This is a genomic window from Actinomycetota bacterium, from assembly GCA_040757835.1.
Classification (GTDB): domain Bacteria; phylum Actinomycetota; class Geothermincolia; order Geothermincolales; family RBG-13-55-18; genus SURF-21.
The window spans coordinates 88010-110480 of sequence record JBFLWJ010000009.1; the positions used below are offsets into that span (position 1 = coordinate 88010).

General features: G+C 63.3%; 19 protein-coding genes. 9 read left to right on the forward strand and 10 right to left on the reverse strand.

The window, feature by feature from the left end:
- Positions 1 to 11: 11 nt before the first annotated feature.
- The gene (locus tag AB1384_09165) at positions 12 to 1514 is read left to right on the forward strand and encodes an NAD(P)/FAD-dependent oxidoreductase (protein ID MEW6554441.1); all 1503 of its coding nucleotides are present in this window, start codon (positions 12 to 14) and stop codon (positions 1512 to 1514) included.
- Between the two features lie 168 nt (positions 1515 to 1682).
- Here AB1384_09165 and AB1384_09170 read toward each other — a convergent pair whose 3' ends face one another.
- From AB1384_09170 to pruA, 3 genes are all read right to left on the reverse strand, one after another.
- A complete protein-coding gene (locus AB1384_09170) occupies positions 1683 to 2192 on the reverse strand; it encodes a DUF2284 domain-containing protein (GenBank protein MEW6554442.1) in 510 nt (169 codons plus the stop codon).
- A 15-nt stretch (positions 2193 to 2207) separates the two neighbouring features.
- On the reverse strand, positions 2208 to 3602 hold the full coding sequence (locus AB1384_09175) for an FAD-dependent oxidoreductase (GenBank protein MEW6554443.1): 1395 nt from the start codon (positions 3600 to 3602) through the stop codon (positions 2208 to 2210).
- A gap of 478 nt (positions 3603 to 4080) precedes the next feature.
- Complete coding sequence (pruA, locus tag AB1384_09180; GenBank protein ID MEW6554444.1) at positions 4081 to 5712, reverse strand: L-glutamate gamma-semialdehyde dehydrogenase; 1632 nt, start codon at positions 5710 to 5712, stop codon at positions 4081 to 4083.
- A gap of 147 nt (positions 5713 to 5859) precedes the next feature.
- Here pruA and AB1384_09185 point away from each other — a divergent pair, with 147 nt between their 5' ends.
- The 3 genes from AB1384_09185 to AB1384_09195 all read left to right on the forward strand — a co-directional run bounded on the left by AB1384_09185 (position 5860) and on the right by AB1384_09195 (position 9094).
- Positions 5860 to 7158 (forward strand): DUF362 domain-containing protein, encoded by a 1299-nt coding sequence (locus tag AB1384_09185; protein ID MEW6554445.1) that lies wholly within the window; start codon positions 5860 to 5862, stop codon positions 7156 to 7158.
- A 229-nt stretch (positions 7159 to 7387) separates the two neighbouring features.
- A complete protein-coding gene (locus AB1384_09190; GenBank protein ID MEW6554446.1) occupies positions 7388 to 7786 on the forward strand; it encodes an SCP2 sterol-binding domain-containing protein in 399 nt (132 codons plus the stop codon).
- An 87-nt stretch (positions 7787 to 7873) separates the two neighbouring features.
- Complete coding sequence (locus tag AB1384_09195) at positions 7874 to 9094, forward strand: M24 family metallopeptidase (protein MEW6554447.1); 1221 nt, start codon at positions 7874 to 7876, stop codon at positions 9092 to 9094.
- A gap of 53 nt (positions 9095 to 9147) precedes the next feature.
- Here AB1384_09195 and AB1384_09200 read toward each other — a convergent pair whose 3' ends face one another.
- The 4 genes from AB1384_09200 to AB1384_09215 all read right to left on the reverse strand — a co-directional run bounded on the left by AB1384_09200 (position 9148) and on the right by AB1384_09215 (position 13562).
- Entirely contained in the window at positions 9148 to 9573 is a 426-nt protein-coding gene (locus AB1384_09200; GenBank protein ID MEW6554448.1) for a hypothetical protein, read from the reverse strand.
- A 142-nt stretch (positions 9574 to 9715) separates the two neighbouring features.
- Positions 9716 to 11440 carry a thiamine pyrophosphate-binding protein gene (locus tag AB1384_09205; protein ID MEW6554449.1) on the reverse strand — a complete coding sequence of 575 codons (1725 nt, stop codon included), beginning with the start codon at positions 11438 to 11440 and terminating at the stop codon, positions 9716 to 9718.
- 125 nt (positions 11441 to 11565) lie between these two features.
- Entirely contained in the window at positions 11566 to 12312 is a 747-nt protein-coding gene (locus tag AB1384_09210; GenBank protein MEW6554450.1) for a sulfite exporter TauE/SafE family protein, read from the reverse strand.
- Entirely contained in the window at positions 12312 to 13562 is a 1251-nt protein-coding gene (locus AB1384_09215) for an alkyl sulfatase dimerization domain-containing protein (protein MEW6554451.1), read from the reverse strand. Before AB1384_09215 ends, AB1384_09210 begins: the two co-directional genes overlap by 1 nt.
- A gap of 221 nt (positions 13563 to 13783) precedes the next feature.
- On the opposite strand from AB1384_09215, the gene AB1384_09220 reads away from it, so the two are divergent.
- The 3 genes from AB1384_09220 to AB1384_09230 are packed head-to-tail and all read left to right on the forward strand — an operon-like array spanning position 13784 to position 16107.
- Positions 13784 to 14395, forward strand: a complete 612-nt coding sequence (locus AB1384_09220; GenBank protein ID MEW6554452.1) for a hypothetical protein — start codon at positions 13784 to 13786, stop codon at positions 14393 to 14395.
- A 46-nt stretch (positions 14396 to 14441) separates the two neighbouring features.
- On the forward strand, positions 14442 to 15740 hold the full coding sequence (locus AB1384_09225) for a radical SAM protein (protein MEW6554453.1): 1299 nt from the start codon (positions 14442 to 14444) through the stop codon (positions 15738 to 15740).
- A gap of 16 nt (positions 15741 to 15756) precedes the next feature.
- On the forward strand, positions 15757 to 16107 hold the full coding sequence (locus AB1384_09230) for a DUF3795 domain-containing protein (protein MEW6554454.1): 351 nt from the start codon (positions 15757 to 15759) through the stop codon (positions 16105 to 16107).
- Between the two features lie 15 nt (positions 16108 to 16122).
- On the opposite strand, the gene AB1384_09235 is transcribed toward AB1384_09230, so the two are convergent.
- Positions 16123 to 16968: a hypothetical protein gene (locus AB1384_09235; GenBank protein ID MEW6554455.1), complete on the reverse strand. Its 846-nt coding sequence runs from the start codon at positions 16966 to 16968 to the stop codon at positions 16123 to 16125.
- A gap of 199 nt (positions 16969 to 17167) precedes the next feature.
- Between AB1384_09235 and AB1384_09240 the strand changes: the two genes are divergently transcribed.
- Entirely contained in the window at positions 17168 to 18376 is a 1209-nt protein-coding gene (locus tag AB1384_09240) for a M28 family peptidase (protein MEW6554456.1), read from the forward strand.
- Positions 18377 to 18470: 94 nt separating this feature from the next.
- Positions 18471 to 19559 carry a lipocalin-like domain-containing protein gene (locus tag AB1384_09245; GenBank protein ID MEW6554457.1) on the forward strand — a complete coding sequence of 363 codons (1089 nt, stop codon included), beginning with the start codon at positions 18471 to 18473 and terminating at the stop codon, positions 19557 to 19559.
- Here the strand turns inward: AB1384_09245 and AB1384_09250 are convergent.
- Both AB1384_09250 and AB1384_09255 read right to left on the reverse strand, forming a co-directional pair.
- Entirely contained in the window at positions 19531 to 20802 is a 1272-nt protein-coding gene (locus AB1384_09250; protein ID MEW6554458.1) for an NAD(P)/FAD-dependent oxidoreductase, read from the reverse strand. The two genes, AB1384_09245 and AB1384_09250, sit on opposite strands and share 29 nt — an antisense overlap.
- 158 nt (positions 20803 to 20960) lie before the next feature.
- Positions 20961 to 22376 carry an aldehyde dehydrogenase gene (locus tag AB1384_09255; protein ID MEW6554459.1) on the reverse strand — a complete coding sequence of 472 codons (1416 nt, stop codon included), beginning with the start codon at positions 22374 to 22376 and terminating at the stop codon, positions 20961 to 20963.
- Positions 22377 to 22471 lie beyond the last annotated feature (95 nt).

A 22471-nucleotide genomic window follows, 5' to 3' on the forward strand; every position in this document is an offset into this window, starting at 1 on the left:
GAAGGAAAAGCATGGCCAGATCGATAATCGTCATCGGTGCGGGCATCGCCGGACTGTCCGCGGGTTGCTACGGCCGCATGAACGGCTACGACACGCACATCTTCGAGCTGCACGACAAGCCCGGCGGGCTGTGCACCGCCTGGCAACGCAGGGACTACACCGTCGACGGCTGCATCCACTGGCTGGTCGGGTCCAAGCCCGGTTCCAGCTTCAACCGCATCTGGCGGGAACTCGGAGCCCTCAAGGGCAGCGAGATCGTGAACCACGACGTGTTCATACACTTCGAGGGCAGCGGCGGTAAATCGTTCGACCTCTATACCGACGTCGACCGCCTGGAGCGGCACATGAAGGAGCTGGCCCCGGCCGACGCCGCGCTCATCGAGGAGTTCACCGGGGCCATCAGGGCAATCAGCCGCGTGGACATGCCATTGGCCAAGCCGCGGGAGATCTCCTCCCCGCTCGACGGGCTGAAAATGCTGCCGAGGATGTTGCCGCTGCTGCGGCCCCTGTTGAAATACCGCAGGACGACCGCCAAGGCGTTCGGGGAGCGTTTCACCGACCCCCTGCTGCATGAGTTCTTCGCCTCGATATTCGACCTCCCCGACTTTCCTCTCCTCGGGCTCCTCTTCACCATGGCGTGGCTGAACAACCGCGACGCCGGATATCCCGTGGGAGGGTCCCTCGAGTTCTCCCGCGCCATCGAGAAGCGTTACCTGGACCTGGGCGGCGAGATAACCTACAAGTCACGGGTGGAGAAGGTCCTGGTGGAGAGCGGCCGCGCGGTAGGGGTGCGGCTGGAGGACGGCAGCGAACACCGTGCCGACATCGTGGTCTCAGCCGCCGACGGGCACGCAACCATCTTCGGCATGCTGGAGGGAAAGTACGTGGACGAGAAGCTGCGCGAGCGTTACCGCAGCCATCCTATCTTCGAGCCCCTGGTGCAGGTCGCCCTGGGTATAGCGGATGAACTGCCCGATGAGCCGCAGACGATCAACTTCCCCCTGCCCGGCCCCGTAGAGATCGCCGGACAGGAGCACCGGCGCATGCAAGTGGTAAACCACAGGTTCGATCCCGTCCAGATGCCGGCGGGGAAAACGGTCCTTATCACCACCTTCACGACGGCCTACGCATACTGGGAAAGGCTTTACGATGACCGCGACGCATACAGGGAAGAGAAACAGCGTATCGCGGACACCATCGTGACAGCTATGGAAGGGAGATTTCCCGCTATTGCAGGGAAAGTCGAGATGGTGGATGTGGCCACGCCCATGACTTACAAGCGGTACACCAATAACTGGCAGGGTAGCTACGAGGGCTGGATGCTCACGACGGGAAATATCGGCGAGGTGGTCAAGGGGATGGACATGACGCTGCCCGGCCTGCAGGGCTTCTACATGATCGGGCAGTGGGTAAAGCCCGGCGGAGGGCTGCCCCCTGCCGCCTCCTCCGGCCGCGAGGTCATCCAGATCATCTGCCACCGGGACAAGCGTCCCTTTATCACCACCGAGGCCTGAGTATCAGGACGCAACATCGCAGCGAGATCTTACCCGCGTAGGCTCGGTTGGTTGTGGCACGGGCCGGGGAATAGATGGTCCGTATCTTCGTTCTTCAATCCCCATGCAACGGGATCGATAAGATGCCGGGTAGGGCGGGGGACAGAAGAACTAAGATACGGCCCCTAGCTAGTCCACGAGGACCATGCCCCAGGAGGCGTAGTCCTCCCCGCCGGTGGCCAGTCTGCGTTCCATGCCGGCCTTCTTGAGCGTGGCGAAGACGTTGATCCCCAGCCCGGACATGGAGGGGCGCGCGTTCAGGGGGTCGCGGCAGGTTTCGCCGGGGGGGACGCATTCCTCGCACAGCAGGCAGCGCTGTCCCTTCAGCCCCAGCGCCAGGTAGTAACCGCGCCGCATTGCCTCCTTCTCGACCTCCACTACCAGCCGGTTGAGGTCGGCAAGGTCGCACTCAACCATGACCGCCCACTTATAGGTGCGCAGGGCCTTCTCGAACTCGGATGGCGTGGGCGTGAAAGGCGGGCACGTGAGGTAGCACCCGTAGGAGGGACACCCGAACTGGCACTTGTGGACCGTCCTCTCGTCAAAGACCACCTCGTGTGCCGGTATGACTTCCGCCGATACCGCACCCTCCTCCAGGGCAAAGTCTTTTAAGGCCTCGAGGTCTCTCTCGATGGGCATCTCTGTTCCTTTCCCTTATTCCATCCCCTTCAGGATAAGATCAGCGCACTGCATGGCCGAGAGAGCCGCCCCGTTCATGGCCAGGCCGCGTCCGATATATGTGTCGCCCGCGAAGAAGAGGTTGTCCACGCCCGGCGCCTGCAGTTTGGGCTTGAACTCCCCCACCAGGCCGGGCTTGCGGGCAAGCCCGTCGCATCCGGCCACGTAATATGGCACCTTCCACTCCACCGCGTCCGCGATACCGGGGAACATCTCGCCGAGGTCCAGCCACAGGGCGTCCAGGATGCGCCGGCGCTCGAAGGGGTCCGACGCCTCGGGGTACTCGCAGACCACGTCGGTATGGAGGAGCTGTTTGCCCGCGGGAGCTATACCGGGATCGAAGTTGGAGGCCGGGAAGGCTTGGAAGGGCAGGCCGGCATGGGGGGTCTCGAGGGCGCTGAAGAAGCACAGCTTGTCCGTCACCGGCTCGGAGAGCCCGAACATGAAACCCACCAGGCAGGTCACCTCGTGCATGATGTCCGCGATGCGCTTCGTCCACCACGACGGCATGGGCGAGGTGGCGGGTGAGAAGTCGATGATGGACGGAAGCTGGTAGATAGGGAGGGCGCAGATCACCTTACCGGCGGTGATCTCCTCCAGCTGCGGCATGGCGTAGTAACCGGGATAGGGACCGCCGCCGCTCTTCGCCACCCTGACACCGCGGGCAACACCCCCGGAGATGATCACCTCCGCGACCTCGCGGCCCGTCTCGACCCTGCCCCAGTTGTCCTCGATGACCTTGACCAGTCCGCGGGTGAAGGCCTCCATGCCGCCGATGGGGTAGCTGGAGGTGAGGAGCTGGCTTTTCTTGCGCAGGTTGTCACGGCCGATGTAGAGCACCTCCCCCGCCGCCATGTCTATGGCCTCGGGGATGGTGGTCATGATCATCCCCATATCGGTGAAGAGGTCCCGCACCGCCTCGCTGGGCACGTTCTCGGCCAGCCATTCCGCCAGGGAACGGTCGTCCCAGGCGGCGATCTCCGCGTCCTCCATCTCGGCGATGAGGCGCAAGGTGGAGCCGAAGGCACGCCGCTCCTCTCCGCTCATAGGGACCAGCTCCGCGATGTTCACGAACTTCCCCTCGTGGTAGAACTGCACCGTCTCGGAGAACGGACCCCAGGCCACGTCCACCCCCACCCTCGCGTTGAGGGCGTGGATGGAGGAGGCGTCGCCCAACTCGGTCATGTGCAGGCCGATATCCACCTTCCAGCCCTTGCCGGGCGTGTCCGCGTAGCTCATGAGCCGACCGCCGGGCCGGTCGTTGCGGTCGAGCACCAGCACCTTCTCTCCGGCCTCCGAGGCCAGTATGGACGCGACCCCCAGGCCGGCTATCCCCGCCCCCACCACTATGCTGTCGAAATCCTCCCGCATTACTCTCCTCCCGCCGTGCTCCTTTCCCCCTCCCATGCAGGTTCTAATATATAACATTGCCGGCGGCCAGTGGCAGGGCCAGCGGCCGGCGGCACGTGCCCCGCGAGAGGTTCCCGTGGTTGAACAAGGGGTGAACGCATAAGAGAGGGGAAAGGCGGGGTGTTCCTTGGCGCGGGATGATTTCTCCCGGGAAGACCTGGATACGGAGCCATACGTGCACAAGCAGATCGGGAAACAGGCTCTGCGTCTGGGCGAGTTCCTCACCGGTACCGCAGTGGAACTCGAGGAATGCCGGAGCATGACTCCCCTGGCGGAACGCACCGCCGGCGGCTTCATGTCCCCCCCAAGGACGTTTAGGGGGCCAGGTCTTGGATCTTGGATACTCTGGTATGTTCGTGCAAAACGGCTAAATACATCCCCTCTAAGCTGGCATTATACCGCGCCTGGCATATTATGGTATCCAAAGTCCAAGACCCCATTACTCTTCTCCCAGGAACGGGTAGCGGTAGTCCGCGGGCGGCAGGAAGTTCTCCTTGATGCAGCGGGTGGAGATCCAGCGCTCCAGGTTGAGCCAGCTCCCCGCCTTGTCGTTGGTGCCCGAGGCGCGCGAGCCGCCGAAGGGCTGCTGGCCCACCACTGCCCCGGTGGGCTTGTCGTTTATATAGAAATTGCCCGCGGCGTGGCGCAGCTTCTTCACCGCCTTGACGATGGCGTAGCGGTCCTGTCCGAAGATGGCGCCGGTGAGGGCGTAAGGGCTGGTGGTGTTGCACAGCTCCAGGGTCTCTTCGTATTCCTTCTCCGGGTAGACGTAGACGGTGACCACGGGACCGAAGATCTCCTCCGACATCAACTTAGAGCGGGGGTCCCTGGAGAGCACCACCGTGGGCTGGACGAAATATCCCACCGAGTCATCGCAGGTCCCGCCGCACAGGATCTCCATGTTCGGGTCCTGCCGCGCGAACTCGATATAACCGGCGATCTTGTCGAAGGAGTCCTTGGCGATGACCGCATTCACGTAGTTCGAAAAATCGCAGACGTCCCCCACCTTGATGGTGGCGATCTCGTCAAGCATCTGCTCCTTGACCTTGGGCCAGATACTGTCCGGGATGTAGACGCGGCTGGGGGCGGAGCACTTCTGTCCCTGGTACTCGAAGCCGCCGCGTACGATGGCCGCGACCAGCACGTCTATGTCGGAGGAGACATGCGCGAAGATGAAGTCCTTGCCCCCCGTCTCGCCCACGATGCGCGGGTAGGAAAAATACTTGCGGATATCCGAGCCGATGGTCAGCCAGATGGTGGAGAAGACGTAGGTGGAGCCGGTGAAGTGCACTCCCCCCAGGTCGAGGTGGTTGAGGGCGGGCGGCGCCACCACGGGACCGGGCCCGGGCACCATGTTGATGACGCCTTCCGGCATCCCCGCCTCCTCGAGGATCTTCATGATGTAGTAGGCGGGGAGCACCGCGTCCGATGACGGCTTCCACACCACGGCGTTTCCCATGAGCGCCGGCGCCGTAGGCAGATTGCCCGCGATGGAGGTGAAGTTGAAGGGGGTGATGGCGAAGACGAACCCCTCCAGGGGGCGGTGCTCCATGTAGTTGAGCACGCCGTGGGTTGAGATGGGCTGGTCGTCGTAGATCTGGGTCATGAAGTAGGGGTTGAAGCGCCAGAAATCGATGAGTTCGCAGGCGGAGTCGATCTCGGCCTGGTGGCAGGTCTTGCTCATGGCCAGCATGGTGGCGGCGTTGAGGGTCTGCCGGTACTTGCCCGAGAGCAGTTCCGCCGCCTTGAGCAGCACCGTGGCCCGCGAGGACCACTCGATCTCGCTCCACGCCACCTTGGCCACGTTGGCGGCATCGATGGCCATCTCCGCCTCCTTGGGGCCGGCACGGTGGTAGGACCCGAGAACCTGCGACAGGTTATGCGGGCAGCGCATCTCCACCAGGTCGCCGCTTTCAACCTCGCGACCCCCGATGATGCACGGCACCTCGACGGGGTTGTCGAGCATGTCCTGGAGCGCCGCCTTGAGCTCGGCGCGCTCCTTGCTGCCGGGGGCATAGCCGTAAACCGGCTCGTTCTCCGGCTTGCGGATGTGGAATATCCCGTTGAACATGGGCCATCCTCCTTCTCTATGGTTACCGGGGATTAAAAACAATACGCGCATATGATACCGCAAGGGCGACCGCGATGAAACTTCCGGCGCTGCCCCGTAGTATAATCCTGGAGACGGTAGGGTAGGTGGAAACGGCTGGAGGTGCCCATGGAGAGGTCTCGCGTAGCGGTCCGCAAGGTCGGTAACGACCCCGTCCAGGCCGTGAGGGAGGTCCTGGGCTGTTTCGATGACGCCAAATCCAAGTTGATCAAGAGCAGCACGGTGTTCATAAAGATCAACGCGGTCTGGCACCACCAGCACCTCTTCACGTCCCTCCCGATAATCGAGGCGGCGGTAGCCGTCATCCGCGAGCACGGCGCCGGCAAGAAGATATTTATCATGGACAACTGCTCGCAGGGCAACTTCACCCGCCACTGCTTCGCGGCCACCAGCATCGCCAAGGAGGCCAGGAAGATGGGGGCTAAGTGCCTCTACCTGGACGAGGAGAAGCCGGTAGCCGTCTCCCTCCGGGAGGGTTCCGACGAGAGCTACGAGTTCCCCGGCATCCTCTACCGGCACCTGGTCGAGAACCGGGAGGATTCCTTCTACCTCAACCTGCCGGTGCTAAAAGCGCACTGCCAGGCCCAGATGACGGCCGGGCTCAAGAACCAGATGGGCCTGCTTTACGACGCGGACCGCGCCCGCCATCACAACCGCGACCTGCACCATAAGATCGTGGACATCTATGCCTACATCCAGCCCGACTTCACCCTCGTCGACGCCATCAAGGTGGTCGCGCGCGGGCCCATGCCGGCGGGGCGCTACGTCGCGGGACTGCTGCGCGACCGCGACATGGTCTTCGGCGGCACCGACACGGTGGCGGTTGACGCGGTGGCCGCACGCGTCCTCGGCCACGAGCCCCACGAGATAAAGCACGTGAAGCTGGCGGCGGAACAAGGACTCGGCATCGCGGATATGGACGCCATCACCATCGACGGCGACCTGCCACCGCAGGAGAAGGTCCCCTGGGAGTTCGAGGCGCACCTGCCATCGAGCATACGCTTCGTGGTCGGCAGGGACGGCGCCTGCTACGAGGGCTGCCTGGGCCACGCGGAGCAGACCCTGGAGCTGGTGGTCAACGAGTCCGGCACGCCGGAAGAGCTGGAGGGGCGGCCGCTGACCATCCTGACCGGGAAAGGCTTCGACGATGAGCAGCTGGCAGGCCTGCAGGAACCGGTGATGGTGCTGGGCAAGTGCGCCTGCAAGGAGGTGCTTCCCCGCATCAGCGACTCCTATAAGGTGGTGGACGAGCTGAACACCTGCGGGCACTGCGACAACATCCTAAACATCGCCCTGCGGCGCCTGGGGGTCAGCGCCTTCGCCATGTCCCCGGTGAAGGCGCCCAAGGTCGGCCTGCTCTTCGTCTGGGGTAAGCTGAACGGCCTGCGCTATTCTTTCCCGCGCTAGCAGGTTCAAGGGTCTGATTGTCATTTCCGCGCTCGACAGTCTGCATCGCGTAAGCGACAGCGCCGTCTACAGCGCGACGGTGTCCAGTGCCTTAATGCTTCCGAGCGTTAAGGCCTGGCACGTATACGTCTGGCAGAAGATACTGAAGCTGACACCACACAATGAAACGCGTGGTACCATAGGAATGGTTGACGACCGAGAGGTTCATCCAATAGGAGGGGAGGACGCTATGGCGAATTTCGTCTATCTGAGCCCGGAGTGGGCGGAGGAAGGGCGCAGGCGCGTCGAGGCGGAGCTGACGCAGGAGGCGCTGCATCACGTGACCAGCTCCATGAACAACATCTACAGGAACTGCCCCGACGGGAAAGAGCACTACTTCTACGTGGCCTTCGAGGACGGCAAGATAGCGGCCTTCGAGACCGGTGAGGGCGAGGGCCCCAAGGCGGAGTTCAAGATCATCGCGGACTACGACACCTTCGCCAAGATAAGCCGGGCCGAACTAGGCGCGGTGAGGGCGCTGACCTCGCGCAAGTTGGCGCTGCGGGGCAACATGGCCAAGGCGCTGCGCCTGGCCCCCCTGGTGGACAAGCTCAACAAGGTCCTCGCGACCATCCCCACCGATTACTGATAAGGCAACCGCTGGCTTGTACATAGCGAAGCAGCAGGGACCCCCGGTGCAACGCGCATCGCGGGATGAGCACAGGAGATGATGACCATGCCCGAATACGACCCCAACGACCCCTACGCCGTAGACCTGGACACGCGCCTGGTGGACATACAGGCCGGGATGCACGCCCGCGACATCGACGTCTACCTCGCCTCTCGCATCCGCACCATGAGCTTCGTGCTGGACGCCTTCGTGCCCTGGCGCAGCTTCATGGTCATCCCCGCCGAGGGGTTGCCCACCGTCTTCACCTTCGTCATCGACTCGGCGCGCCTGCTCAGCGAGACCTGGCTGGACGAAGACCACGTGCGCGGCTACTTCGGCGCCGGCGGGGCCGACCAGATCGAGGTCATACAGTATTTTATCGAGGACGAGCTGAGCCTCTCCAAGGGGCGCATCGGCTACGAGACCGGGATGGCTACCTACACCGCCGAAGGCTGGATGACCCATTACGAGTACGAGCGCTTCCGGGACGCCCTGCCTGACTTCGAGTTCGTGAACGCCCACGACATCGTGGACCAAGCCTCCCTCATCAAGGACGAGGGCACCATCAACCGCTTCCGCGAGGCGGGACGCATCGTGGACGCGGGCCACAAGGCGGCGCGCGAGGCCATCGAGAACGGCGGCTGGAAGGGGATGACCGAGACCGAGCTGGCGGGCATCGCCGCCCTGGCCATGCGGCGCGAGGGCAGCGTCTCGGAGTGGAACTTCGCCGGCCTCAACGAGATCTCCAGCGGCTGGCGCACCGGGCTGGGGGCCTGCACCCCTCCCACCACCAAGGAGTTCGAGGCGGGGGACGCGCTCATGTTCGACCTGCACGCCATGTTCAAGCTGGCCCTGGGAGACCATTCCCGCAACTACATCATCGCACCGGCCTCGAAGAGGGCACGCTGGCACGCCGACAACTTCGTGGCCTGCGTGCAGTTCGTGGCCGACAGCTATAAGGCCGGAGCCACGCCGGGCGACCTCATCACCGAGTGTGGGAAGTTCGCGGAGGACCGCGGCTGCTCCGACTTCATCCTGCCCGGGGTGGAACACGGCATCGGCCTCTTCGGCGATGAGTGGCGGGTGGGGGCGAGCATGGACATACCCATCCCCTACTGGACCGACCCCGACCATTCCTACCAGGAGAACGAGATGGTCATCCTGGCCATGCAGTACGCCGCGCAGGAGGACGACGTGGGCTTCCGCTACGAGAACCCCATCGTCATCACCAAGGACGGCTGCGAGCTGACCTCGAAGACCCCCCTCACCATCGACGAGATCTCATAGGACATTAGAAACAACAAAGGCCGGGCGGTTCATTCCTCGCCCGGCCCCTTAACCTAGTAGTACCAACTGAGTCGTTGAAAGTAGACTATGCTCGAAATGAAAATGGCGATGAGGACGAGCGAAAGGTATATTATCCCGAGGACCAGACCTGCATTCAATCTTCTACGTATCCCCCTTTCGGAATCGGGTGTAAGGCGTCTCTTGCCTAGAACAGCTAGCACTATTGCTATGATTGTTGGACAAGAGGTCGACACAATCATAATCCGTGCAATGAAGAAGGAAAGTGACCACAGTATCCTCAGAGTTCCATCGTCTGAAACATGAGCTATTAGGACTTCTATTATTACGCCCACGGCAATAATCAATATCAGGATACCGAATGCCCCGATACCAGCTATGAGTGACCACTTTGCGAAGAAACGTAGCTCCTGCTCCCTTAAACCCACTAGAATATCAATGTCTGCTTGCCCTGGTTCCATTCCCACCTCCTGATGCCATAATTCTAACATCCCCGGCAGGGATATCGTGGGAACGACCACATATGACTCAGCCGCGTGCCCGGAGCTGGGCGGTCTGACTTATACCCTGCCGGCGGGGGGACACTGACCCCGCGCCAGGCGGTTACGCCGACCAGTTCTTGATGCTCTCGGCGTAGATGAGCGTCGAGGGGCTGGTCACGGTGGGGTCGGTGAGCACGTTCACGCAGGCGGGCTTGCCTGAAGCGAGCGCCCTCTCCAGGGCTGGCACTATATCCTCGTCCCTTTCCACCAGCTCACCGTAACCCCCCAGGGACTCGACCATGCCCTCGTAGTGCACAGCGCCCAGCTGGGTGCCGCACACGCGGTCCGGCGCGAAGCACAACTCCTGGGAGTGTTTGGCCGAGCCCCATGCCTGGTCGTTGCAGACCACGGCCAGCACCGGTATGCCGTGGCGGGCGGCGGTCTCGAACTCCATGGCGTTGAAGCCGAAGGAGCCGTCGCCGGAGACCACCACCACCTTCTTCTCGGGCTGGGCCAGCTTGGCGGCCATGGCGAAGGGCAGCCCTATCCCCAGGCTGCCGAACTGCAGGCCGTTGGCTATTACCCCCGCCGTCTCGCCGGCGCGCAGGGAGACGAGGCCGAAGTAGACGGTGTCTCCCCCGTCTATGATATAGATGGCGTCGTCTCCTACTCCCTGCCTGAGGCCGTGCATGAGCCGGAAGGGGTGGATGGGGTGGACGGGGGTCTCCATCTGCTGCCGGTCGCCCGCGCTCAATGTTGTCAGGAGGCCGTCGAGCTCGGCGAGCCACCCGCCGCGGTCCTTCGCCTCCACCGCGGGCTCCAGCTGCCTCAGCACCGTGCCGGCGTCGCCCACCAGGGCGGCGTCCGCGGTGCGGTTGCGGTTCACCTCCACGGGATCGATGTCCACCCGGATCACCCTGGCATTTGCGATATAGTCGCCGTAGTTGAGCAGCCAGTTGAACCTTATCCCCACCGCCAGAACCACGTCGGCCATGGACAGGGCGGTGATCAGCCCCCCGAAGCCGCCGCGCCACAGGGAGAGGGGATGTTCGTCAGGGATGGCGCCCCGCCCGCAGTTCGCCAGCAGGGTGGGGATGTTCGCCTTCTCCACCAGGGTCTGGAGTATATTTCCGGCACGGCTCCAGCAGATGCCGTCTCCGCCCAGCAGCAACGGCTTCTCGGCCCCGTTCAGGAGCGCGGCGGCTTCCGCCACCGCAGCCCCGTCGGCCGGCACCGGCGTCGCGGCACTCGGCCCCGCGGGAAAGCCGACGGCATCCTCATCGACCCGGTCAAAGAGGATATCCGGGACCAGCTCCAGGTAGACGGGGCCCGGCCTGCCCGATATAGCGTGCCGGAAAGCCGCCTGCAGGTATTCAGGAATCCTGGTGATATCGTGGCACTTCCCCGTCCACTTGGTGACGGGTTTGATCATGTCCACCTGGTTCACGTCCTGCAGGGCCCCCTTGTCCAGCTCGCGGATGGAGCCCACGCCGCTTATCACCACCATGGGCGCGCCTTCATGGTAGGCGTTGGCCACGCCGGTCAGGGTATTGGTGAAACCGGGGCCGGCGGTGACCAGGCACACCCCCGGCTGCCCCTTGTAGATGGACCAGGCATGGGCCATCATCGCGGCGGCCTGCTCGTGGCGCACGTCGATGACCCTGATGCCGCGGTCGATGCAGCCGTCCAGGATGGGGAGGATATGCCCTCCGGATAGCGAGAATATAGTATCTACGCCCTCGACTTCCTTCAGATACCTGGCGGTGATGCTGCCTCCGTGCACCTCTCCCATGACCCTTACCCCCTTCGATGCGGCCGTCCCCCGGACGGCGGTCTGCGCATCCATCGTATCCGTTCCCCTGCTGAAGATATTCTAGCATCCAGAGCAAGCAAACCTTCATCATGCGGGGTGAAATAACCCAAATACAGCCAGTGGACAAGTACGCAGCGCCGCAAACCGACCGCCTGGCTCTACAGCGCCTGGATGAGGATGACCACGCCCACGAGGACCATTACCGTGGTGAAGAGGATGCGGATGGAACGGGACTCCATGCGCTCGCTCATGTAACGGGCGCCCACCTGCGAACCCACCAGGCTCGCCAGCGACACCGCCAGCACGATGGCCCAGCCGGCGGTCATATCGAAGGCGTGCACGGCGAAGGCGACCAGGCAGCCCAGGGCGACGATCACCGGTGCGGTCCCCGCCGCCTCCCTGGCCTCGAAGCCCATGAGCACCAGGATGGCCATGGTAAAAGGGCCTCCGTCGCGGGCGATGAAGCCGATAAAGAAACCTATCCCGAACCCCACCAGCAGGGCGATGGTCAGCTCCTTGCGGCGCGGCAGCTCCTCGCCTTTGACCATGCTGCGGTCCCGCAGCACCAACAGGCCCACGGCGATGTTCACCACCGCGAACACGATCATCAAAGCGGTGGAGGACGTGGGCCTGGCCAGCAGGGCTCCCAGGGGGCTGCCGGCGAGTACCGCCAGGGCGAAGGGCCAGGCGGTGGAGAGGCGCACCATCCCTCGCCGCCAGTACAGCCCCCCGGCGGAGAAACAGGTGACGGCCGCGGCGAGCAGGCCTACGGGGATGGCGCCGGTCTTGAAGTCGAGGCCAAGCCAGAAGAGGATGGGCACGAGGATCTGGGAACCACCCGCCCCCATCATGGAGAAGACGAAGGATACCGCGAAGGCGGCCAGCGCGATGGTGAAGACCTGCATTATCCCGGCTTCTCCCCTTCCCGCAACTCTTTTGTTATCTGCCGCACTCCTCCCAGGAATATGTTCCTCGCGATGAGGCTCTTCTCCTGCGCAGCCAGGGTTTCAAGGAGAGAGGACTTGAGCTCCAGGGCTTCCCGGCGCGGCTCGGCGCCCACGTCCAGCACCAGGTCCACCAGGTGCAGCGCCAGCTGCGCCCTGCCCTCATCCCCGAGCCCGCGAGCCCTGTCCATGACGGCATCTGCTCCTCCCGCCAGCTCGAGCATCTGGGCCGCCAGCTCGGACCGTGGGGAGGGAAAGAGCCGGGAGGGGTTGCCTCCGTACCAGCCGTGGTACTGCCGCAGAAGCGCCTGCACGACGAAATAGGGGTGACCGTAGATGGGGGCCAGGTAAGGGCTTGCGGCGAACTCCTCCGGCCAGGTGAAGGACTCCAGGATGTCCTCCTGCCACCTTCCCTGGTTGAGCATGTCCACCACCTGGCCGTCGAGATACCTGAGGGCACTGGCCACCGTTGTACAGGCTTCCTCTACCCCCGCTTTACCCCTGATGGCTGCGCCGTGGCCCGGCAGCAGCAGCTCCGGGGACAATGCCGCCATGTCCTCCAGGGCCTGCGCCCATTCCAGGGCGTAGCGCTGCACCTTGAAGGGGTTGCCTACGTTGGGGCAGGACCACACCCAGAAGTCGGAGGCGCAAACCACCTTCCTCTCCGGCACCCACATCCACACGTGGTCATCCGTCTCCCCCCGCGCATGTTTCAGCTCGAAGGTGGTGCCTCCGAGGCGAAAGGACTTCTCTTCGCGGAAGGTATCGTCCGGATAGATGTAGTCCCAGGGAAAGGCCGGGATGCCCTCGGGGATGGCGAACTGGATGCGGTTGATGTGCTCGTGGTACGGGAGCATCCTCTGGTAACGGTCGAAGCGCGCCGGCAGGGCCTCGTGGGCCAGGATGACCGGTTTGCCGTCTCCCCGCTGCTCAGCGTCCTCCAGCACCGGCCTCGCGCCGAAGGCATGGTCGGCGTGGCCGTGGCCGTAGACGATGTAGCGCACCGGCCGCTCGCTGACTGCCCTCAGCTCTTTGACGATTCGCCACCCGTCCGTGGGCAGCCCGGCGTCGAAGAGGACCAGGCCCTCGCCGGTCTCGATCAGGCAGACGTTGGCGAACCCCTGCAGCATAAAGACGCCGTCCCCGAAGTCCCGCATGCCGCCCGCATCGGAGAAAAGCGCCTGGCTCCCGAGAGATGTGTCCCCTGCCATCCATCCACCTCCATTTCGCTCAGCGGGGGAATCCCGGCCTGGCCTCCCGCCGGTCGTCGCTCGGTTCCCCCGGCATCGCACCGGTGTGGTAATTATAAGGTGGCGGTGGGGCGATAAAAACCTCTCCGGGGCGGGAATAAAGGAGTTGAGTGCGTGCCGCCGCGGTGCCGGCGGCGCCCGGGACATGGAGACGAACTCGCGGAAGACAGGCAGGTGACGGATTGAAAGCACTGCAGGGTAGCCGGCGCATCGCGGTTCAGACCGTGCTCGCCGCACTGGCGGCGGGGACCCTGGTCGTTCCGCCACTGGTGGTCGCGGCCTCCGGGACCGCTTCCTATTCCGCCTCCTGGACCGCACTGCGCATACTGGCTCTTTACGCCCTTACGGTGCTCTTCCTCAACATCATCACCGGCTCTTTCCGGCCCCTGCTGGTCAAGGTCTTCAAGCCCCGGCTCCTCTTCCGGCTGCACAACACCGCCGGCATCGTGGGTTTCTCCATGGCCGTGGCCCACATGGTGCTGGTGATCGCGGAAGGCCTGTGGCCGGGGTTTCAGAAGCTCGGGCCGGTCGCGCTGTATATCTTCACCGTGACCACCACCGTCGTTCTGCTGAGGAAATACCTTAAGCGTTCCTGGAGGATGGTACACCGGTTGAACTACGCCGTCTTCACCGTCGCCCTCATCCACGCCTTCCAGGTGGGCACGGACCTGGCGGATGGGGGCTTCCTCACGGTCCTGCTCTACTTCTATGCTGCGCTGGTCGCCGCCGGCTTCATCTACCGCACACAGCTGGCCATCCGTCTGCACGCAAGGAAGAAACCTGCCGCCGCGTGATACCATCAAGGGCAGACCCTGACCGATCCCGGGGAACGGAACACGGATGAGAGTCCTCTTTATCAGCGAGAACCGCTGCCGCGACAACCTCATACCCTTCCCGCTGGGCATCGCCTGTGTGGCCGCGGCGGCAAGGCAGGCGGGCCACGACATCTCCTGCCTCGACCTCATGTTCTCGGAGGACGCAGCCGCGGACACCGTGGAGCGGATCCGCGACTTCCGCCCCGACTGTGTAGGCCTCTCCCTGCGCAATATCGACAACCAGGACAAGTACGCAAGCGAGTTCTACCCTCCGGCGGCGAAGGAAGTGGCTGACGCAATAAGATCCGAGACGGATGCCCCCATAGTGCTTGGCGGCGCCGGGTTCACCATCTTCCCCCTGGAGTGCCTGGAATACATGGGGGTGGAGATGGGCATCGTCGGTGAGGGCGAAAGGGCCTGCGTGGAATTGCTGGAAAGGATGGAGGCGGGGGCGGAAGTGGACGACATGGCGGGCCTGGCGTTGCGCCGCGGAGCCATTTCCCGCGTTAACCCACCCGGCCCCCACACCTGGCCGGGGCTCTTCCCGCCCCCCGAGCGCGACCTCTTCGACGTCACCCGCTATAACCTGAGACCGGGGAGCAGGTTCCCTTTCATCGCCAACCTGCAATCGCGGCGGGGATGTCACATGTGCTGCATCTACTGCAGTTCTCCCACGGTCGAAGGCCGGCTGGTGCGCGTACGCGAGCCCGCCGAGGTCGCGGACGAGCTGGCGTCCCTCGAGACCCGCTACGGCATAGGCACCGCCGCCTTCGTGGATTCGCTCTTCAACTACCCCCCTGACTATACGAAGGAACTCTGCCGCCATATCATCGCGGCCAGGCCGTCCCTGCACTGGATCGCGAACCTCAACCCTCTATACTGCGACCTCGAGATGATGGAACTGATGCGTGAGGCCGGGTGCAGCGGGCTGAGCATCGGTAACGAGAGCGGCTCGGAAGACATCCTCGCCTCCCTGAAGAAGGGCTTCAGCCGCGACCAGGTCATCGAGTCCATAACCGGCGCGAAGAAGCTGGGTTTTCGCATCAACTGTTTTCTCTTGCTGGGGGGTCCGGGTGAGAGCGAGGATACGGTCAAGGAGAGTGTGGAGCTCATGGAGGAGCTCGACCCGGACATGTTGGGGGTCACCGCCGGCATACGCATATACCCCGACTGTGAGCTGCACTGCATCGCCCTGCGCGAGGGAGTTGTCGAGCCGGGCCAGAACCTGCTCTTTCCCGCTTTCTACTTATCCCCGGAGGTCGAGCCCTGGCTCTACCCATATATGCGCGAAGTATGCGACCGCCATACGGGCTGGAGCCTGTGACGGAAAGGAGAGGCGGATGTACGAGATGATATCTTTCTGTGGGCTGGACTGCTCGGAGTGTCCGGCCTACCGCGCCACCCAGGCAGGAGACATGGAGGAACTGGCCCGCGTGGCGAAGGAGTGGAGCGAGCAGTTCAAGATGGAGATACCTCCCGAGAGCATCCTCTGTGACAGCTGCAAGTCGGGCGAAGGAGCACGCAGGTCAGGTTACTGCGACACGTGCCAAGTGCGTATCTGTGCCCTGGAGGGGGGAGTCGTCACCTGCGCCCACTGCGACGAGTACGGCTGCGAGACGCTGCGGGCCTGCCCGGCTTACAGCGCCGAGGGCAAGGACCGGCTGGACGAGATCCGCGACAAGTTGGGGTAGGCCAGCAGCCTGGGGTCATGCCTCCTGCACGGAGATGATCTCAAGGTGCATGTCCAGGAGCGGCGCGTCCGCGATGCTCTTGCCGACATCGACGATCTCTATCCCGAACTTGTCTTTCTTGATGCCGCGCAAGCCCTTGAGGTCGAGGTCTCCGCCGAAGGCGATCTTGACCTTCCTCCGCAGGCCGGCACGGTCCAGCTCGAAGGCCGCCTCCATGAAGTCGAGGTTGGCGCCGGTGTCTATGAAGACGATCCCCGCACCGCACTCCGCCGCCTCCAGCGCCTCCCTGGCGACGCTGGAATGCCTGCCCTTGACCTGCACCACGATGGTCCGCCCGGATGCCAGGCGCGAGACGGCCTCGATGCTCTCCCTGATGCCCCCGATCATCTCGATAAGGTTCACGTCCAGGTAGACGTGGGGTTTCTCGGTGATGCTGTGATCAGCTCCTCCCGCGACCACCGCCCGACGGACGGCCTCCTGGTCGGCGGGCGGCATCCTGCTCCAGGCCCCGCATACGACCCTGGGTTTCTTGCCGGCCGCCTTCACGAAATCGCGGGCGGAGGTGGCGATGCCCGAGGTCTTGGCCAGCGCCCCGATGAGGCGCCCATCCGCCTGGACCATCTGTGCGGGGGTGCCGGTGAAGCGGGTGACCTCCTCTCCCTGCGAGACCTCGCTCCCCTCCTCCGCCATCATCTCCATCCCAAGACCCAGCTCCTGGGCCGCCTCCGCGACGGCGGCAGACCCCGATATGACCCCGGGGGCGTCCGCGATGATGGCCGCGGTAACCACCCTGCCGGTGATACCGCGCAGCGCTTCCTCCGTGGGGGTAAGCGGGCTCTCGACCTCTGCTATCTCCTCCATGATCCCTCCAGACAATAGATGGCCCGGCTTTGCATGCCTCCCCGAGACCGGGCGGAAACTTTGCGAATATAGTATATGAAGGCGGGCCGTCAGAGAAGCGGCACGATCGGGTCCCCCTTGTCATTAGTGCTGCCTTGCCGTCACGCGGTCGTGTTAAACTGGTGCGGGACGTCTCTGCCGGGCGGAAACGGAGGGGACCATGGCGACTGCGGACGCATACACCGATTATATGTACGGGCTGGTGGACCGCGCGGTAGCCGAGATCGGGCCGCGTGAATCGTGCGGCGAGGAAGAGAAGCGCCTCGGGCGCATGTACGCCCAGGAGATCGCGCCGGTATGCGAGCGGGTAGAGGTGGAGGAGTTCAACTGTCACCCCAAGGCTTTCCTGGGCTCTTTTCCCTTCCTGGTGCTCCTCTACCTCGGCGGCGTGGTCCTCTATTTCGTCTACCCCCCCGTCTCTGTCATCCTCGCCGCCATCGGAATCGCCATCCTCTATTACGAGGTAGTGCGCTACCGCGAGTTCATAGACTTCGCTTTTCCCAGGCGCAGCGGCGAGAACGTGGCCGGTTTCGTTCCGCCGAGGGGCGAGGCGAAGAGGAGGCTCATCGTCTCCGCCCACCTGGACTCCGCATACGAGTTCAAGGTGTGGTACTGGCTGAAGGGGCTGTCCGTGCCCGCCATGGCCGTGGCCTTCCTCGCGCCCCTTCTGGTCCTCGGCGCCAGCCTGGCACGGACCATAACAGACTCGAGCGGAGCACCCGACAGCATCGTATATTGGGTCCTGGGTATCATCCTCATAGCCCTCTCCCCCATAGTGGCGGTCTTCTTCTTCTTCCACACCCGGGATGTGGTCCCGGGCGCCATGGACGACATGTCCGGCATCGCCGTACTGGCGGGACTCTCCAAATACCTGGGCGAAGCCAGGGAGAGCGGCGGCTTCTATCCCGAGAACACCGAGGTGGTCCTGCTGGCGCTCTCCTCCGAGGAAGCAGGCTTGCGAGGCGCCAAACGCTACGCCGCGAGGCACAAGAGCGAATACACCGACTTTCCCACCTATGCCATCTTCCTGGACAACATCGCGGACGAGGACTTCCTCACCGCCTTCAAGCGCGAGATCTGGTGCGGCGCGAAGATGGACCCTTACCTGGTCGATATGGCCCGGGAAGCGGCGGCGGCGAACGGCCGCGAACTCATCACCACCGTGATGGCGGTAGGAGCCACCGACGGCAGCGCCTTCGCCCGCGAAGGCATCCCCTCCGTCTCTATCTGCTGCTACGATTCCAGCCGCCTCATGCCCAATTACCATACCCGCCACGACGTCATCGAGAACGTGCGGCCCGAGTCCCTTGCGGTCGCCCTGCAACTGGTCATCGACATGCTCCACCGCATCGACCAGGGTCTTGATTAAGACACCTTCCCGTTTGCTCCGATAACCATATATAGGCCGATTTTATATCGTGATGGCCGCAAGGCTAGCATCACCGGGACGAGAAGGAGAGGACATGGGCGGGGAACTTAAAGTAACACCGGAGTTCAGGAAGAAGGCCGCCGAGGACAACGCCGCCTCCCTGGCGCGCATGGGCCTGAAGCCGGACACGGTGGAGGTGTGGGAGGACGGCTACCGCACGGCCGAGGAAAAGGACGCCTTCGAATGGTGGTATTTCGATGCCCAGTTTGACAACGGCTCGACCGCGGTGGTCACCTTCTCCACCAAGCCACACACCAAACCCAAGGGCCCTCTCGCACCGATAGTCTTGATCATGTACCGGTCTCCGCAAGGTGAGAGCGTGAGATACAGCCCCGGGTACGCGCCGGAGGAGCTTGCGGCGTCCAGTGAGGGTTGCGACGTGCGCATCGGGCCCAGTTGGGTCAAGGGCGACCTCGCCTCCTACGAACTGCACGCGGAGGCTGAGGACATGGCGGTGGACCTGGCCCTGAAGCGCCAGGGACCATCATGGCGCCCCGGGGCCGCGGTGAGCTATTTCAACTCCGCGAAGACCAAGTACCTCGCCTGGGTGGTACCGGTGCCCTACGGCACCGTCGAGGGCACCATAACCCGCGGCGGCGCCACCACGGCGGTCAAGGGATCTGTCTACCACGACCACAACTGGGGCAACGCGGTGATGGGCAACATGCTGGACCACTGGTTCTGGGGCCGGGCCCATGTCGGTGATTTCAGCATCATCTTCTCCCAACTGGTGACCATCAAGGTCTTCGGCCTCGGCGGCATCAAGCTCCCCGTCTTCTTCCTCTCCAAGGGAGACCGGATCCTCACCGACGACGGCCTGCCCCTCAGGCTGGAGACGGCAGACGAGGTGGATGGACCGATGGGACAGACTTACCCCAGGAAACTCGACTTCACCTGGGAGGCCGAGGAGGGCAGGGTCGAGATGGCCATCCGCGATCCCAAGCTCATCGAGGTCCTGGACATGACGGAGGACTTGTCCCACTGGCGGAGATCCCTCGCCCACATCTTCGGAAATCCGCTGTATTACGACTTCGATGCCGAGCTTGAGCTGAGCGTGGACCTCGCGGGCGTGAAGGAGAAGACGAGCGGCAGGGTCATCTTCGAGAAGATGATGTTCCACTGACCTCCCGCATCCACCGGGGCAGCACCGCGGCGATATCGCGCATCGCCACCCCCCAGTACTTAGGGGAATAGAGTATCTCGCTCCTCTCCTTCCCAGAGAAGGCGCGGGTATAGAAGTCCACCACGTTCCACCTGCCCGCCGGTTTCTCCCGGGTGGCCATGGTGAGGAAGAAGTTGGGCTGTATGCCGTTGTTCTGCAGGCAGTATGCCTTGCCGACCACGTAAAGGGGGAAGAACCCCGCCGTCCTTATCCTGCGGTTGTAGCCCTTAAACGAGAACTCCCCCCGCTCAAGGCCCGAGGTGATCTCCCGCGCGGCCGCATCCGCCGAATCGGCGCAGAAGCTCAAGCCCTCGCCGGTGAACGGATCGGTGCCTATCTGCTCGCCCACGAAGATCACCCTCTCCCGCGCTCCCGCCTGGAAGGGGGAGAACTCGCGCTCCGGGTAGGGCTTGAAGTGGATCTGCGACGGCGCCATCCTCTCTATTTCCGGGTAGTTGCCGAGGGAGGCCAGGAAGGCTTCCCTCATCCTGGCGTATATCCCCTTGCTGAATGACCCCCCGGATATGCCCGCGTTTACCACCGGCTCGCCGTCCCTCCCCAGCGAGGGGAAGAACCACGCGTAGCCGGGGATGCCGCGCTTCGTGACGCTGAAGTCCATGAGCATGTTGTCCTGGAGGATTTCGCATGCGGGGTCGCGGGGAAATTCCGTCTGCAGCAGCAGGGTCTTGCGCCCCCGGTGGGGCGAGCCGAACCAGATGCGGCTCCGGCCGTTGACCCCATCGGCCCCCACCAGTATCTCGGCACGATAGGTATTTCCCGCCTTGTCCAGCACCACCACGCGGTTACGCTCGCGATAAGCCCCCACCACCGGCGTGAGGGTGCGCACTTCGACGCCGCGTTCCGCCGCTGTGGAGAGCAGCAGGTCGTCGAAGGAGCTGCGCCTGGTGATGAAGCATCTGTCGTTCCCGAACGAGGGGCTGCCTATCTCCTTCTCGAAGTGGACCGAGAACCTCTCAACCGGCACCTTGGGCAATCCATCAATGGGGATCTCCAGCTTATACAGGGCGTCGGTGACCCTGCCGCTGATCCCCCCGCCGCATACCTTTTCACGCGGGAAAGCCTTTGCCTCAAGGATAAGGATATCCCCCGCAAGCTCGGGCCTCAGGCGCACGAGGGAGAGGGCGGTCATGGAACCCGCCGGTCCTCCCCCGATCACTATTACCTTGTATCTTCTTGCGTCCATCCGTATGATCTCGTCTCCCCGGATTTGCCGCTGTTCCAGGCTCCGATCACCATTACACTCACCCTTACTATACAAATTTCGGCTAATTGGTCAACAAACCGTAGCGATGGATGTCAGCCCGGAGAGGATTTCACCACGCTGGCAGGAACCCGGCCGCACTAACCTCGGGTACGGCACTTCCTGCCATTGAGCAGCAGTTGCTGCAGTATGCGGTCCAGTATCTTCGAGCGGGGGTAGGGCGGCCGCAGCACCATATCCAGGGGCAGTCTCTGATCGAACACGCCCTTGCAATGGGAAAAAGTATCAAAGCTCGCCTTGCCGTGATAGGCACCCATGCCGCTGTTGCCCACCCCACCGAAGGGCAGGGTCTGGGTTGACTCCTGCAACATGGTGGTGTTGATGCAGACCCCGCCAGCCGAGGTATCCCGCAACACCCTTCGCTGCTTCCTCTTATCATTTGAGAAGAAGTAAAGGGCCAGGGGCTTCGGGCGCGAGTTTACCAGTCCGATAGCCTCGTCTAGCTCATGATAGGAGATGACCGGGAGGATGGGTCCGAAGATCTCCTCGCACATCACCGGAGCCTCCCACCCCGGTTCGTCGATGATGGTCGGGGCGATATACAGCCCGCCGGCGTCGATCTCTCCCCCCGATATTATCGTACCTTCCCCCAGCAGTTGCGTCAGGCGTTCGAAGTGACGATCGTTTATTATGCGGGAATAGTGGCGGCTGTACCGGGGGTCTTGTCCGTAAAAGGAGCGGACGGCCTTGATCAATTCCTCCAGGAGCCGCGGTTTCATCTCGTGGTGTACCAGAACGTAGTCGGGTGCGATGCAGGTCTGGCCCGCATTCAGCCACTTCCCGAAGGCGATGCGCTGCGCCGCATACCTGAGGCGTGGGTACTCATCCACTATGCACGGTGATTTGCCGCCCAGTTCCAGGGTGACCGGGGTGAGGTTCTCGGCCGCCGCCTTCATGACCTCTTTGCCCACACCGGTGCTTCCGGTGAAGAAGATATAGTCGAATTCCTGCTCCAGCAGCGGCCCGTTGACCTCCATGCCTCCCTCTATTACCGCGATGTGATGCGGGTCGAAGGTATCTCGGATCAGCTCCGCGATGACCCGTGAGGAATGGGGGGAGACCTCCGATGGTTTGAGCACGGTGCAGTTACCGGCGGCCACCGCTCCGATGAGCGGGGCAAAGAGCAGCATAAAAGGGTAGTTCCAGGGGGAGATGATCAAGGTCACGCCGTACGGTTCGGGATGGATGCGGCATTCCGCCCACAGGAAGATGAGCGGGCCCGGCACCCTTGAGGGAGAGGTCCAGCAATCCAGCTTCTTGAGGGCATAATCGACCTCAGCCAGCAGGAAAGCGATCTCGCTCACGAACATCTCGAAGGGAGGCTTACGCAGGTCCTCCATGGCGGCCCGCGTGATCCTGCCCTTGTTCTGCCGGATCATGGAACGCAGCTTCTCGAGCTGCTCGCGGCGGAAAGAGACCTCCCTGGTAATCCCGGTGCTGAAATACCGGCGCTGTTCCCCCACCAGCTCTATTATCTCTTCGCGTGAGGATGCCATCTTCCCCCCCTCTGCTGTCCACATCTATTATGGGTAGGGCACGGCGCCTTTAAACCGCCGCTCTTAAAAAGGGTGCACCCAGAGTTGAGCAAGCA

Excerpts from the sequence above, each read along its gene's own strand:
- AB1384_09170 (MEW6554442.1), bottom strand. The coding sequence starts at position 2,192 with ATGCCCATCGAGAGAGACCTCGAGGCCTTAAAAGACTTTGCCCTGGAG.
- AB1384_09215 (MEW6554451.1), bottom strand. The coding sequence starts at position 13,562 with ATGGCAGGGGACACATCTCTCGGGAGCCAGGCGCTTTTCTCCGATGCG.
- AB1384_09240 (MEW6554456.1), top strand. The coding sequence starts at position 17,168 with ATGGCGACTGCGGACGCATACACCGATTATATGTACGGGCTGGTGGAC.
- AB1384_09175 (MEW6554443.1), bottom strand. The coding sequence starts at position 3,602 with ATGCGGGAGGATTTCGACAGCATAGTGGTGGGGGCGGGGATAGCCGGC.
- AB1384_09230 (MEW6554454.1), top strand. The coding sequence starts at position 15,757 with ATGTACGAGATGATATCTTTCTGTGGGCTGGACTGCTCGGAGTGTCCG.
- AB1384_09165 (MEW6554441.1), top strand. The coding sequence starts at position 12 with ATGGCCAGATCGATAATCGTCATCGGTGCGGGCATCGCCGGACTGTCC.
- AB1384_09225 (MEW6554453.1), top strand. The coding sequence starts at position 14,442 with ATGAGAGTCCTCTTTATCAGCGAGAACCGCTGCCGCGACAACCTCATA.
- AB1384_09200 (MEW6554448.1), bottom strand. The coding sequence starts at position 9,573 with ATGGAACCAGGGCAAGCAGACATTGATATTCTAGTGGGTTTAAGGGAG.
- AB1384_09245 (MEW6554457.1), top strand. The coding sequence starts at position 18,471 with ATGGGCGGGGAACTTAAAGTAACACCGGAGTTCAGGAAGAAGGCCGCC.
- AB1384_09210 (MEW6554450.1), bottom strand. The coding sequence starts at position 12,312 with ATGCAGGTCTTCACCATCGCGCTGGCCGCCTTCGCGGTATCCTTCGTC.
- AB1384_09255 (MEW6554459.1), bottom strand. The coding sequence starts at position 22,376 with ATGGCATCCTCACGCGAAGAGATAATAGAGCTGGTGGGGGAACAGCGC.
- AB1384_09190 (MEW6554446.1), top strand. The coding sequence starts at position 7,388 with ATGGCGAATTTCGTCTATCTGAGCCCGGAGTGGGCGGAGGAAGGGCGC.
- AB1384_09205 (MEW6554449.1), bottom strand. The coding sequence starts at position 11,440 with ATGGATGCGCAGACCGCCGTCCGGGGGACGGCCGCATCGAAGGGGGTA.
- AB1384_09185 (MEW6554445.1), top strand. The coding sequence starts at position 5,860 with ATGGAGAGGTCTCGCGTAGCGGTCCGCAAGGTCGGTAACGACCCCGTC.
- AB1384_09195 (MEW6554447.1), top strand. The coding sequence starts at position 7,874 with ATGCCCGAATACGACCCCAACGACCCCTACGCCGTAGACCTGGACACG.
- pruA (MEW6554444.1), bottom strand. The coding sequence starts at position 5,712 with ATGTTCAACGGGATATTCCACATCCGCAAGCCGGAGAACGAGCCGGTT.
- AB1384_09250 (MEW6554458.1), bottom strand. The coding sequence starts at position 20,802 with ATGGACGCAAGAAGATACAAGGTAATAGTGATCGGGGGAGGACCGGCG.
- AB1384_09235 (MEW6554455.1), bottom strand. The coding sequence starts at position 16,968 with ATGGAGGAGATAGCAGAGGTCGAGAGCCCGCTTACCCCCACGGAGGAA.